A 12,769-nucleotide genomic window follows, 5' to 3' on the forward strand; every position below is an offset into this window, starting at 1 on the left:
TACTCAGAAAAGTAAGTTTTTATCTTTGGAAAAATTTAAGATTTGGTTGCAATAAAAATTCACACATATTTTGATGTTGAGGGATTGACGGGCTGAGAATTTCTGATACTATGTTTCTATACTTGGTTTTCGCTGCTGGGCAAAGAAAGCCGGTTTCTGAGAAAAATCTTTGATTTCAAGCAGATATCTGGGAAGAAAGCCGGTTTCTGACCATTCTGGCGCAGTATTTGTGAGAGGCAGTTATGCAATTAAAGCTTTATGTAGAAGAAATACAAAAAACCTATACTCTGAATCCGAATAAGGAATATGTGGTAGGGAGTGGTTCGGATTGCGATTTGCCTTTGGCTAATGCGAGTGTGGTGGCACCTAAACATTTAAAGTTTAGTTTTAATCAAATGGTAAATGTTTGGTATATCTACGATTTGGGAAGTAGTAGGGGGACTTTTGTAAACAATCAACAAATTACTGAATATGCAATTAGAGAGCAAACGCGAATAGCTGTTGCTGGTGGGATTTTTTTGGTGGCGACGCCGCAGGGGGGAAATATTACGCCTCCACCGCCGGTTTATTCGCAGCCGATTTATTCGCAGCCGACATCTTCTGGGAGTAGTTTACCGAGAACACAAGTTAATAATCAGCCGGTTTCTTCAAAGGTTTTGACTTGGAAAGAATATGTGAATCAACAGGTGGAGAAAGAGGAGAATTTTTTTGTCCGTTTTATTAAAAGGTTTTACTTAGTAACGGGGTTTCGTAATACGCCTTGGGTACGCGCTTATGGAGAAACCGGCTTTAATGCGTTTGATGGTTATATTATTCCTGATTTTAAAGAGCCGGCGGCAAATATAGCCTTTGGAATTGAGGAAAAATTAGGCCAGTTAAAGAAATACGAAGATACCGATTTTTTGGTTGCTAAATTAACGGATGCTCATATTGCAGATTCAGCGACGCAATCTTTTTTAGGGGTGGAATTATTTCCTATTCAGCGCGGGGGAAGAGGAGATTATCGGCGGTTTGGTGTTCTGTCTTATCATCGAGTTAGGACTTATTTACTGGTTGAAAATTATGGGTCGGATTTGTTTGTGAGTTGGGTGACTCGTTTTGAACCTGATCCGACGCCGGTGTTGCCGTATTTGTGGTTGGCTTTGTGCTTGTTTTTTAATTTTATTGCTCTTTTTATTCCTGGTGGAAACCCGCTTCTTATAATCGCTTTTCCAGCTTTTTTATTATGGCTAATATATTATCTTTTAGTCCCTGCTCTTATGCAAGAAACTGGAGTACCTCCTAAAAAATCCAATGGAAGGTTTTTTATAATTCTTACTTTTGGTTTTATTTTAACTATTCCTTTTGTGATTCCTCCCATATTATTTTTGCTCTTAATAAGACAATTAAGAGAACAAAATACAATAGCTTAGTTTATTTTTGAAGAGGTAGATCAAATGGAAATAATCAGTTGGTTGGCTGGACTAGGTAGTTTGGTTCCAATAATTGCGGCTGTGCTTCTAATTTTCTTTTTGAGACAGCGCAAAGGGCAAGAGTTAGATATTCCGCCACTGGATTTAGTGGATGCGAAAAAACTGGATGACATGGTGGCAAAACAGGTGGAAGAATACCTGAAACCGCTATTACAAAATAAGGGCTACAACGAGGAGCAAATCAAGGAAATTTTAACTCGGACTTCTTTGGGTGGTAAACCATTTCGGCGATGAGGAGAAATATATAAACAATGCTGTCACCTCTTTTTTCCCTTCAGCAAATTGAACCTAATACCCCTGCTTCCCAACTGTGGCAAGCGGCAAAACTTTGTTTAAAATTAGGGAGAATTAATCAATCGCTGACGCTGGCTTACAGTGCAGCACAAAAAGACCCAAATCAGCCACAACTTTACAGAAATTATTATATTGAAGCGGTTAAATTGGGGGCTGAATTTGCGGAAGAAATCGGAGATTATCAAAGGGCGAGTTATTATTGGGAACAGTTAATCCAACAGGTTCCTCAAGATGGGGAGGCGTGGTATGGGTTGGGTATTGCGAAGGCAAATTTAGGTGATTATGGGGGTGCGGAAAGGGCGCTTTTGCGGACGTTGGAAGTGGTGCCGAGTCATCAAAAAGCACGGATGCAGTTGAGTAAAATTCAGCAGATAATGAAGGGGTGAAAGTTATGGTTTTAGAAACCGGGTGATGTTTCGTTATTTTGCTCGTTTGACTGAGAAATATAGGTTGCCGGTTTATCCTATTGCTGTGCTTTCTTTTAATTCGCCGCGCACAGTGCAGCCGAAAGTTTATCAAGTAGCTTTTCCTAATAAGGTGGTGTTGCAATTTGACTATGATGTAATTCAGTTAAATCGTTTGAATTGGCGAGATTTTTTGCGACAACAAAACCCCGTAGCCAGCGCGTTGATGGCTAAAATGAATATAGAGCCGAGTGATCGTCTTCAGGTGAAGTTAGAATGTCTGCGTCTGCTGGCAACTTTGCGTTTAGATCCGGCAAGAATGACCTTAATTTCTGGGTTTATTGACACTTATTTACGCCTGAGTGCTGAGGAAGAAAGCCGGTTAGAATCTGAGATTGCTACAATGGAACCAGTTCAGCAAGAGGTAGTTATGGAAATCGTCACAAGTTGGATGGAAAGAGGGATAGAACAAGGATTACAGCAAGGAAAGCAATCACAAACTTTGGCGCTAATTTTCCGCCAACTTCCCCGCCGAATAGGTGCTATTAATCCTGAATTGGAGCGTCATATTCGCTCTTTAGCGGTGCCGCAGTTAGAGGAATTAGCAGAGGCGTTGCTAGATTTTTCAAATGAGGCTGATTTAGTTAATTGGTTGCAGCAAATTTCTGAGGAAGCACCGGCGGAATAATTCAGCTAATTTTGACTCTCTAAAATTTCTTTAATTCGCTTTTTGAATTCCCGAACCGCCGAACGCTGTCCTAGGGTTTTACTTTGCTCAATAAAACCGGCCACTTCCGCCACCGGCAAAAAGGGAAACGCCAGGCTTTTTTCTGAGGGTTGATATTCGCCTTCTATGAGTTGATAAATTTCCAGCTTTTGATTGCGATATCGCCACAATTCAGGAACTCCCAAAGAAGCATAAATGGTGAATTTGTTCAGAGAAGAACTGGTAAAATCTGACTCTATTGCTAAATCAGGCGGGGGGTCTGCCGGTAAATTAATGTCATCTTTAGCTCTGACTAAAGCTTCATTTTGAATATAAAAGCAGCTATCAGGCTCGATAAAACGGCTTAAATCTTCGCGTTTTAAACTCAAAGCACCGGCTTTCATTACCTCAATTTCTAATTCATCAGCTATGGCTTCAATAAAGCTTTCTAATAACCCTTTAGGAATTTCATGCTGTATAAGTGGCATCCTGATTTCTAACACTCCTCTATCGTAAGCAAATCTGGTGGCGCGGTCTTCGCCTACCTCTGCTAATAATGCCATAAAAGTTTGCCAACTAACTCCCATTAAAACCACTGTTTTTGGAGAGTCAATTTGCTGTACTTCTGGATTTGGTACTGCTGTTACCATTTTACCGGCCCTCGGTAATTTTTAAGATTTTATTTATTTATTATAACCCCAAAAGCTGTAAAATTAAAAGCAAACCAAAGGAAAATTTAATCTCATGGTATTAGCCTTAACAAAATGGGAAACAAGCAGCGCTCCTGCTGTGGCAATTGAACCCACAGAACAGCAAACAATAGCAGTATTTTGGGGGGCAATTATTCCAGCGATTCCCGATTTAATATCCCTGGAAATTGCCCGCACCGGCATGAGTTATGACACAGCATTAAATCAACTTTTAGAAACCCAAAAACGCTGGATAAAACAACTACATGGAGAAAGCCGGTTTAGCCTTTCCCTACGCCTAATCACCACCGGCAACCCAGAGGAAAATTTAATCTTTGGCATCCTTGGTAAAACCACCGGCCAAAACGAAAGCGAAACTCTTTTTGCAGCCCGAAATTTTTATAACAAAATCCGCGATACCTTCCCCACCGGCTACCCCCTACAACCATGCCGCGAACCTGAACAATTAACCGAATTACGATTACCATTTTTGCCGGAAAATAGCGGAGAATTTCGCCGGCCCCTCACCCCAATGCCAACCATCACCAGCGCCGATATTCCCGACAGCATTGGTGTAAGAATTGACCCTTGGATACCCAACACCGGCAACTTTCAAGAACTCTTCCGCGCCCTTATTTCCCACCCCACACCCGCCGCAATTGCTATTAACTTGCAACCCACTTCCCTCAATCGAAACGAAGCCCTTTATCTTGCCGAACAAGCCCGTTTATATGCCAATATTGCCACAATAACCCGCAGCGAAGGCTCACAAAATCGCATTATTTCCAGCAACATTAGCTATCAAGAAAAACTTGTGGAAGCCGAACTCGCCTCTCAAGCTTGGACACGCTTACAAACAAGCTGGCAAACCGGCTTTGAAATGACCGTCAGCTTAATCTCTGAAACTGACTTACCCCAATCAGTAATCAGCGCCTTTCAAAGCGCCATAGATGGCAAAATTGAGCGAGAAAATCAGCCGCGTGGGACGGGAATTATTATCCTCACTCAAAGCGAAGCTCAAAAAATGGCAGTGCTACAAAATTGGGCTGATCTAACTTTTAATAAATGGGCAAATAACTATGAATTAGACCGGCTTCCCTGGCTATTTAGCCCCGAAGAAGTGCATAGTTTATTTCGGCTTCCAATTGCTGATAGAAACGGCGTTTGGGGTTTACCATCTGCTGCCGGTGCCACCGATGCCAGACGGCCTCAAAAAATCAGTGAAACCGAACCAGAAATCTCTATTGGTTCATTACATTTAACCAAAAAACAACTCACTCAGCACTTATTAATTAGCGGCGTTCCGGGTAGTGGTAAAACCAATACTTCTCTTTATTTATTAAACACTTTATGGCAACAACATGGCATTCCTTGGATGGTTTTAGAGCCGGCCAAAACCGAATATCGCGGCCTCAAAACCGTTCCTGCTTTTAAAAATGACCTGCTAATTTTTACTTTGGGAGACGAAAGAATTGCCCCTTTTAGATTTAACCCTTTTGAAGTGCCAAAAGGCATAAATTTAGACAGCCATCAAGGAGCTTTGCTAGACTTATTTTCTGTCTCCATGAGTATGTGGGGACCCCTGCCAAATGTCGTCGAACAATTAATTCAAGAAGCTTACAAACGTAAAGGTTTTACAATTTTAGGAGATAACAGCCAACTTACACCGCCTCGCTTTTCTGATCTGGCATCTTTGATTTCTGAAATTGTGCCGAAATTAGGCTACAAAAAAGAAACCACTGATGACATAACGGCTGCTATTTCTGTGCGACTTAACAAATTTTGTCGCGGTGCTTTGGGGCGGATGCTCAACACTACAGAATCGATTTCTTTTGATGAATTGATGCAAAAGCCGGTGGTTTTAGAAATGAGCCAAATTACTAATAGCGACGACCGGGCTTTTATTATGGGTTTAATTCTCAATCGTTGTTATCAATATTGGATGACAAGACGACATGAAGCCACCGGCGAACTCAAACATTTAATGTTAATAGAAGAAGCCCATAACCTCTTAGCAAATGCTTCTGAATTTACAAATCAAGAACAAGCAAATCCCAAAGGAAAAGCAGTAAAAAACTTTGCTAATATGTTAGCAGAAGTGCGAGGCTTTGGTCAAGGAATTGCTATCGCTGAACAAAATCCATCTGGGTTAGTTCCTGATATTATGGTCAACACAAATATCAAAATAGCTCATCGCATTGTAGAGGCAAAAAATCGGGAAGCTTTGGGGCGTTCGATGTTGCTAACTCCCCAGCAAGAAAAATCTCTAGCGGCTCTAGGAACCGGCCAAATGCTGTATTATATTGGCGGTCAACCTGAACCCAGCCTCACCAGCAGTCCCAATTTTAAAGATCACCCCAATAACAAGTTTAATCCCCGTCTGCAAGATGAAGAAATTAGGCAATTTTTCCAGCAAGAATTTATGGCAAAACAGCCGACAATTTATGCTCCTCCTGCCGGTTGTCCAGCCGATGAAGAATCAGCTTTTTGTATCGAACAAGGCGCAGACTTGGTAAAAGCTTTGTGGGAAGAACCGCAATATAAATCTATCAAATCAAGCTTGATTTTACAACTTTTGGCGGCTCCTTTTGGATTGTCGGTGATGGAGATATTACGGCCAATTTTGGGTAAAATTTTAATAGAACGGGGAGCTAATCATCTCAATGCAGAACAAGTGGAAAATATCCTTAAAAGTGCGATTTCGTTTTTAGCTTTGGAAGCGGTACAAGAAAAAGCAAAAGTGCATGGATGGTTGGGCCGGCAAACTCAACACGCTCACCGGCTTTTGGTGAATGCAATTTTTAATTCCACGCCTGAAAATACGGGCAGGTGGGTGAATCTTTGCCGAATTCCTAATCATTTGTTAGACTTAGGATTACCGCATCCAGAGTATGCTAAATGTGAGGCTCCGGGGGTGTTTCGGTATGAAAATAAAATCATGCTGGCCGGTGATCGTAGCTTTTTTAAAAAGGCCATGAACGATAAGGCAAATACCCCGGATCTTGCTTTGAAAAAATGGGTAGCTACAGCCCCAGTTTTTCCTTATTTGAGTGAGCCTTTGCAACGTTCTTTGTTAACTTGTTTAGCAATTCAGTTAACTGAAAATAAACCTAGCCAACACTTAAAGGCTTTTCTGTCTTGATTGGTCGCTAATTTATCCAAATTTAATTAGGAGAAAAACTCATGTCTATGGAAAGCTTTCCCAAACCGAAAAAAACGCCAGAACAAAACCCAACGACAGCCGAAGGAAGTCCGGGGGAACCCAAACCACCAGCCGCAGTAGAGCCAAACATTGACGATTCTATCCAGCAAAATGAAGAGCAAGGAATTGGGGAAAACGGCGCTTCTCCCATTGCAAATGATACCGGAGATTCGAGAATAAGATACACAGATCAGCCTGGAGACTTCACCCCAGAATTATTTGAGGAGATGAGAAACGAATATGGAGGCACCGGCAATCAATCTGAGTCACATTCTCCTAGTGAGCAAAACTATGATGATTTGGCTTCAATTTATGGCAGTGATGGTAATAGATATGATGAGGGTAGCTATGATGCCGGTGAGGATACAAGTGAGACCGGCAGTAATTTTTAAAGCTAGATAAAAAGCCGATTTTTTTATTGAAATAAGAGGAATGACTGGGATATTTTGAGCATTAAATTAATCATTCATTCCTTATCTATTCACAATCAAGATTCACAAATCCGCCTGTCGGTTTATATCGAAAGGTGGATGAGTTTATTTTCGAGGTTTGTTAAACTCAAAAACAATAACAATAGAACGCTCTTAAAAATTATGGCTTCCTCAACAAAACTCAAAGGTTTAGAGTTAATTGATTGTGCAAAAGCAAATGCCGCACAGGGAATACAAGCCGCCGCCGAATTATGCGGATATGGAGATGATTTGAATACGTTTAAGGGTGAATTAAAGCACGCTTGCGATAATATTGGTGTGCAAATTCACGAGTTAAGTGATTTAATTACAGATCAACAAGCGGTGATCCAAAGAGGCGGAATTGAAGTGGCGCCGGATACGCCATCTGAGCTTTAATTTGTGAAGGTAGCGGCTGGCAATCTCCAGTGGAGCAGGCGTCCCGCCTGCGATTGCTACATCAAAAGCAGGCGAGACGCCTGCTCCACTCGGAGTCTTCATCTGCGGTTAAAAATGACCCATAACTAAGAACGATTGAGCATTTTATCTAACACATTGTGGGTAATTTGTTGAGCAGCCAAATTAAGGCGAGAGGTGCGTAATTGGGGGGCATTAAAATCATCCAATCCCCAACTCCATTGTATAGTGCCGGTGGCAAAAACAATAGCTCCTGAATCAGCGGTATAAAGGGTGGTGTTGCTGTATCTTGTACCGCCTTTATGTGGGTAGGGAGAATGGCAAACGCGAATCAAATTTTTAGGAGCATTTCCATAGATTCTGTCAACTTCATAACCTAAAAGTCCGGCAAGTTTATCGCCTTTTTTGAGGCCGGTATTTGCTAATAGCCATTCGGGTGCATCATCAAGGGTGATATCTGCATCAACTGGGAAGGTTTCATACATAACTCCAATGAGGGCATCTTCGGGCCGGTTGAGGGGTTCCTTTCGCCAAAGGGTGGTGATTCTTTTTTCGCTAAATTCGTCTTGAACTCGCCAAAATGGGTCATTTGGAGCCATTTCTTTATAGCTGACAATAGTGCGGTTACTCTCGCCGGTGATGCGGCTAGGTTCGAGGCGTATTTGCCAGAAACAAGTATTAGCAGAAAAAAAGCCTAAATTAATTCCTTGATCTCTGGCATTTTCGATGTTTTCTCGCATATCATAGGACCAATATTCATCGTGTCCAACAGATAGAAAAACTTTGTGTTTTAAGAGCAATCTTTTATTAAAATGGGTGTCGATGTTGGTGCAGTAAGTTACATCATAGCCTTCTTTTTCCAGCCAGCGCACCATGTTGTATTCCCAACCGGCACTTGAGACTTTATTTGCCGGTTGCAAATTGGTTAAAAATTCCCCCGCACCGACACCATAGGCTGCTTTATAATTAGGGCTTGCAGCGTAGGGCCGGTTGAAGGAAACTTTATAAGCTTGTTTCACGGTACTATTCCAGCGATAAAGCGATTTTTCGCCCCAATTGTTATAAGCTTGAAAGGTGGTAACACTGGATTGAAATAAAATATCTGAGGGGCGAAAATTGTCACGAACAACAAACATGATATAGCTTTGTTTGTTGGATTTGTTGCCGGTGAGTTTAGCTAAATAAACGCCGCTTACCCAATCATCAGGAATGGTTAAAATATAAGGGTTTTTCCAGTCACATTCAATTAAGGCTGAGCCTTCATCTTCGAGGGGTGGCGGTTGTTGAATGCCGGTGAGGTTTATGGGTTGGGTGATGAGCCGGCCTCCATCGCCATTATACCAGCCCATACGGAATATTTCCAGGGTATAATTAGGGTCTTTGGTGTTAACAAATAGTTGAATTTCTTTGCCAATATTGACGCTGGTGAGGTTGGCGTAACCTTCAATTTCGTGGTTGATGGCGGGGTTGGTGAGTTGCCATTCTTTGGTGCCGGCTTTTTGGTTTTCTAGGATTATGGGGTTGTTGGGTTTTGGTTGGGTATAGGCGGGAATTTTGGAGAGGAAGGGGGTTGTTAGTCCGAAAAGGAAGGATTTTAGGAAGGTGCGGCGAGAGGGGATCATAGAAAATTTTACTTAAATTTATGAGAGTGGGTTGGGCGGGAAAACGAAACCCAACCGACACTATTTAACCACACCGGCACACCTTCACACTCATATCACTACTCGCACTCACCAAGGTTTTCCCATCAGGACTAAACGCAACTTTTGACACTTTTTCTGTATGTTCATCTAAAATTTGTAGCAACGCGCCGGTGTACATTTCCCAAAGTTTTACAGTATGATCACTACTCCCCGTCGCTATAATTTCTCCATCAGGACTAATAGCAATTGAATGAACTGCCGAGGGATGACCTTCTAATTTTCGCAACAATTGGCCGGTGGGTAAATACCAAACTTTCACCTTTCCATCTTCCCCGCCAGTTACTAAATTGTTGCCATCCGAACTTATCGCCACTGCATAAACTTTTGCCGGTTCTTTAATTGTATGAAAAACCTCTCCCGAAGGAAGCCGGCGTAACTGAATTAAACCCTCTTCTTCTATTTCATCTTCTGCACTTGATGCCATTCCTGCCGTGACTAAAATATCGCCTTTAGGACTAATGGCCACCGCGTAAATGACATCCGGCCCTAAATCATTTAATAATTCCGCTTTCGGCAGTTTCCAAATTTGAATTGAGCCGGTTTCATCCACCGGATCTTCCCCCGCACTTACCATGATTTTACCATCAGCGCTAATCGTCACACAAGAAGCCCAAAAAGATGTTTCTAGGGTGCGAGTTTTTTCTTGAGTGCGTAAATTCCACAGTTCAATATTCGCATTAGCAACAGCTAATAATTCTCCATCGGGGTGAATAGCAAGATCCGCAATTGCCATCGCCTCAGAATCAATATCAAAATTATGTAATTCTGTCCCGTTTTCCAAATTCCAAAGTTTAATTTCTTTACAACTTCCCGATGCCAAAATTTTACTGGCAGAATTAATCGCCAAACAAGTTACCGCGCTTTTATGCCCTCTCAAAATATTGGTTAATCGCCAAGCTCTGCCTCTGTGAGAAGGCTCTGCATAAATTGGCTGTTCTGAGTATTCTTCTATTTCTTCTGTTTCCTCAGCCTCGAAAATTTCCGCCATTTCTTCAAGTTTTTCTAGTTCTTCTTGATGGCTTATTTTTTCTTCAGCTTTTTTCCTCTTCTGGCTACCGGCCTTTTCTGGGAAACCATCCACCGATTCTTGTAAATCAAGCATTTGATTTCGCAGTTTAATAATCCCCTCCCGAATAGGATTTAAGTCTGGCATTTCCGCCATAATTTGGCGATTTTTTATTAGTTCAGGAATGTTTAAAATATCTGCGGAAAGCCGTCCTAATGCAGATTGAATGCCGCTTAAATCTACAGGAGACGAAGTTTGACTTGGCGTAGAAAGTTTCTCTAACGCAGCTTGGATTTCACTTAAATCTATTTCCGGCTGCACGTTCTGAGGCTCAGCTTCTAAACGCTCTTGAATTTGAGCAAGCTTTGTATTAATTTCTTCTAATTGCTGAATAACCGACTTTTGAAAATTCTCAATAATACGACTTTGCAAAGTTCCTGAGACAGCAGCAACTCCATCTGAAAGCAAAACTAAAGCAGCTTCAAGCCGGTTAAAATCAAAAGCCGGTGTAGAAATAGAACTTTCTTCTAAATTGCGGCTTTGTTGCGTTAATTGTTGCTGCAACTGAGCAAAAGCAGCGCCAATCATTTCCAGTTGCCGTGATGACGTTGTATTAACCAATTCTGCCAATTTATCCAGCGAATCTTGGCTATCTGCAAAATCGCTAATTTGTAAGGCTTCTCGCTGGATTTCTACCCCGGCACCCCCAGCCATTGAATTTTGTAACCCTCCCAGCATTTGATATAAAATTGTTTGCTGGCTTTGCAGTCTTTCAATTTCTGCAAATAAACGGGTTAAATCTTCCCTGAATTCCAAAGATTGATTATCTTGCCTTTGTTGTGCCAGCGCATCCAAAACACCCAAAACAGCAATTCTTAACTCTTCAATTTGGCTTCCAAAATTAGAATTCAACTCCCCCACTGTCGCTGTATAATTGGCTGGTTGACTCTTCAATAACCGGCTATTTAACTCCTCAAGTTGCGCTTGCACCGGCGCCAAAGACGGCAGACGTTGACTTGCAAGGTTTTGCAAATTATTCTGCAAAGCTCGTAACTCGCGCCCCTGCACTGTCATTTCACTTTGCAAGTAAGACATCGCCTGAGCCAAGTCAGAGATAGCTATACGCACAGGTTCACCAGATGCCGGATCGGCAGCTTGCCGGCGCATATATTCCATATCCGCAAGAATTTGGCGTTGAAGCTGCACGATTTCACCCCCGCCACGCGGCAAACGTTCCAAAGCACGCCGGTTTGCCAAATTCAATAGCAATGACAAAGAAATCGGAGTAGCCGCATAGAGAAGTTGCTGATTTGCCACAGCAATTGCCGTCCCGATAATTGAACCGGCAATCGAAGCATATTCAGCAATAATTAGCCAATTACCATTATTTTGCATTTATCTTATTTAACTTATCCCCAGTTGTAATTTTAAACTGTTTTTACCGAGTTTTGCTGCTCAGTTTGTAATTGTTTTACCTGCGTTACTAACCGCTGTAAATAAGGCTTAACAATATTTTGGTTTTTCTCTTCCAACTCTTCAAGACGCCGGCGTAAATCCTCAATTTGTTCTTGTTGATTTGCCTGAATTTGCGTAAGAAACTCCTGAATTTCCTCGCCATTATTTTCTGCCGATGAAATTGTCGCTGCATTACTCGCCTGAGCAATTCTTTCTTGCATCAGCAAAAACTGCACATTCATTCTTTCCCAGTCTGCATGAGTCAGAGCATCAGTTTGCAAACGTTCTGTCAAAGAGCGCAACTCATCAAGGGATTGATGAATCGGGTTAAGATCCACCGGCTCCCCATGACTTATTCCTTGCACTTGTTCTGCAAAATAATGCCTAATTTCCGCCAACGCCACCGCCGTACTATCTTGCAACTCAGCAACCGAACGCTGCAACTGTATAATTTCCTCTTGAAAATTTGGAGTTGCTTCTAACAATTCCGGTGTCGGAGAAAAAGGAAACAACGCATCAAAATTAGAAGTAATTTCCCCCGTATTTGTCACTGGTGGAAGTTGAGATTTTTGCGTTATTCGAGAACGATTAATTAAATTCAAAGAAACCGCCATCGTCAGAGGAAGCGCCGCCAAAATAACCTGCTGAGAAAAAGCCGCCGCCACACTTCCGACAGCAGATAAACACACCGAAGCATACTCGGCAATTTCCAGAGGCGCGTGCCGGTGGTGCGGATGAGTTAAAGACTTCTGAGTTTCTGTACTTTCCATAATCTCAAAATTGGTAGTGCTTCCCCAAAATTTTAAGCCGAATGCGTCATTAATTTTACTTTCCCTTTTAAAAACCACACAAAGATTCAAATTCCCCCATTGAACTCTTTCTGTCTGCCGGCCAAATTTCCCTCACCCGCAAGTTCACCCAAAGCGTTAAGCTAGAAATCCAACTCTTAGTAACAGATATCCTTTTGTTTAT

At 41.9% G+C, this 12,769-nt stretch carries 11 protein-coding genes; 7 read left to right on the top strand and 4 right to left on the bottom strand.

The window, feature by feature from the left end; translation table 11 throughout:
• The first annotated feature begins 242 nt into the window (after positions 1-242).
• From NG798_RS17240 to NG798_RS17255, 4 genes are read left to right on the top strand one after another with little or no spacing between them, the layout of a single operon-like run.
• A complete protein-coding gene (locus tag NG798_RS17240) occupies positions 243-1,412 on the top strand; it encodes an FHA domain-containing protein (RefSeq protein WP_261224928.1) in 1,170 nt (389 codons plus the stop codon).
• Between the two features lie 24 nt (positions 1,413-1,436).
• A complete protein-coding gene (locus NG798_RS17245; RefSeq protein WP_261224929.1) occupies positions 1,437-1,706 on the top strand; it encodes a hypothetical protein in 270 nt (89 codons plus the stop codon).
• Between the two features lie 17 nt (positions 1,707-1,723).
• A complete protein-coding gene (locus tag NG798_RS17250) occupies positions 1,724-2,152 on the top strand; it encodes a tetratricopeptide repeat protein (protein WP_261224930.1) in 429 nt (142 codons plus the stop codon).
• A 25-nt stretch (positions 2,153-2,177) separates the two neighbouring features.
• On the top strand, positions 2,178-2,858 hold the full coding sequence (locus tag NG798_RS17255; protein WP_261224931.1) for a DUF4351 domain-containing protein: 681 nt from the start codon (positions 2,178-2,180) through the stop codon (positions 2,856-2,858).
• Positions 2,859-2,863: 5 nt separating this feature from the next.
• On the opposite strand, the gene NG798_RS17260 is transcribed toward NG798_RS17255, so the two are convergent.
• The gene (locus NG798_RS17260; RefSeq protein ID WP_261224932.1) at positions 2,864-3,526 is read right to left on the bottom strand and encodes a Uma2 family endonuclease; all 663 of its coding nucleotides are present in this window, start codon (positions 3,524-3,526) and stop codon (positions 2,864-2,866) included.
• Between the two features lie 94 nt (positions 3,527-3,620).
• Here NG798_RS17260 and NG798_RS17265 point away from each other — a divergent pair, with 94 nt between their 5' ends.
• The 3 genes from NG798_RS17265 (at position 3,621) to NG798_RS17275 (ending at position 7,615) form a co-directional block, all read left to right on the top strand.
• Positions 3,621-6,707: an ATP-binding protein gene (locus NG798_RS17265; protein ID WP_261224933.1), complete on the top strand. Its 3,087-nt coding sequence runs from the start codon at positions 3,621-3,623 to the stop codon at positions 6,705-6,707.
• 41 nt (positions 6,708-6,748) lie between these two features.
• Positions 6,749-7,159, top strand: coding sequence for a hypothetical protein (locus NG798_RS17270; protein WP_261224934.1), 411 nt, complete (start codon positions 6,749-6,751; stop codon positions 7,157-7,159).
• A 201-nt stretch (positions 7,160-7,360) separates the two neighbouring features.
• Positions 7,361-7,615: a hypothetical protein gene (locus tag NG798_RS17275; RefSeq protein ID WP_261224935.1), complete on the top strand. Its 255-nt coding sequence runs from the start codon at positions 7,361-7,363 to the stop codon at positions 7,613-7,615.
• Between the two features lie 125 nt (positions 7,616-7,740).
• On the opposite strand, the gene NG798_RS17280 is transcribed toward NG798_RS17275, so the two are convergent.
• The 3 genes from NG798_RS17280 to NG798_RS17290 all read right to left on the bottom strand — a co-directional run bounded on the left by NG798_RS17280 (position 7,741) and on the right by NG798_RS17290 (position 12,567).
• Positions 7,741-9,255 (bottom strand): N,N-dimethylformamidase beta subunit family domain-containing protein, encoded by a 1,515-nt coding sequence (locus NG798_RS17280; RefSeq protein WP_261224936.1) that lies wholly within the window; start codon positions 9,253-9,255, stop codon positions 7,741-7,743.
• A gap of 64 nt (positions 9,256-9,319) precedes the next feature.
• On the bottom strand, positions 9,320-11,737 hold the full coding sequence (locus tag NG798_RS17285) for a WD40 repeat domain-containing protein (protein ID WP_261224937.1): 2,418 nt from the start codon (positions 11,735-11,737) through the stop codon (positions 9,320-9,322).
• A gap of 32 nt (positions 11,738-11,769) precedes the next feature.
• A complete protein-coding gene (locus tag NG798_RS17290; protein WP_261224938.1) occupies positions 11,770-12,567 on the bottom strand; it encodes a hypothetical protein in 798 nt (265 codons plus the stop codon).
• Positions 12,568-12,769: the final 202 nt, after the last annotated feature.

The sequence above is a fragment of the Ancylothrix sp. D3o genome (genome assembly GCF_025370775.1).
GTDB lineage: Bacteria > Cyanobacteriota > Cyanobacteriia > Cyanobacteriales > Oscillatoriaceae > Ancylothrix.

Excerpts from the sequence above, each read along its gene's own strand:
- NG798_RS17280 (WP_261224936.1), bottom strand. The coding sequence starts at position 9,255 with ATGATCCCCTCTCGCCGCACCTTCCTAAAATCCTTCCTTTTCGGACTA.
- NG798_RS17270 (WP_261224934.1), top strand. The coding sequence starts at position 6,749 with ATGTCTATGGAAAGCTTTCCCAAACCGAAAAAAACGCCAGAACAAAAC.
- NG798_RS17250 (WP_261224930.1), top strand. The coding sequence starts at position 1,724 with ATGCTGTCACCTCTTTTTTCCCTTCAGCAAATTGAACCTAATACCCCT.
- NG798_RS17275 (WP_261224935.1), top strand. The coding sequence starts at position 7,361 with ATGGCTTCCTCAACAAAACTCAAAGGTTTAGAGTTAATTGATTGTGCA.
- NG798_RS17255 (WP_261224931.1), top strand. The coding sequence starts at position 2,178 with ATGTTTCGTTATTTTGCTCGTTTGACTGAGAAATATAGGTTGCCGGTT.
- NG798_RS17240 (WP_261224928.1), top strand. The coding sequence starts at position 243 with ATGCAATTAAAGCTTTATGTAGAAGAAATACAAAAAACCTATACTCTG.
- NG798_RS17260 (WP_261224932.1), bottom strand. The coding sequence starts at position 3,526 with ATGGTAACAGCAGTACCAAATCCAGAAGTACAGCAAATTGACTCTCCA.
- NG798_RS17285 (WP_261224937.1), bottom strand. The coding sequence starts at position 11,737 with ATGCAAAATAATGGTAATTGGCTAATTATTGCTGAATATGCTTCGATT.
- NG798_RS17245 (WP_261224929.1), top strand. The coding sequence starts at position 1,437 with ATGGAAATAATCAGTTGGTTGGCTGGACTAGGTAGTTTGGTTCCAATA.
- NG798_RS17290 (WP_261224938.1), bottom strand. The coding sequence starts at position 12,567 with ATGGAAAGTACAGAAACTCAGAAGTCTTTAACTCATCCGCACCACCGG.
- NG798_RS17265 (WP_261224933.1), top strand. The coding sequence starts at position 3,621 with ATGGTATTAGCCTTAACAAAATGGGAAACAAGCAGCGCTCCTGCTGTG.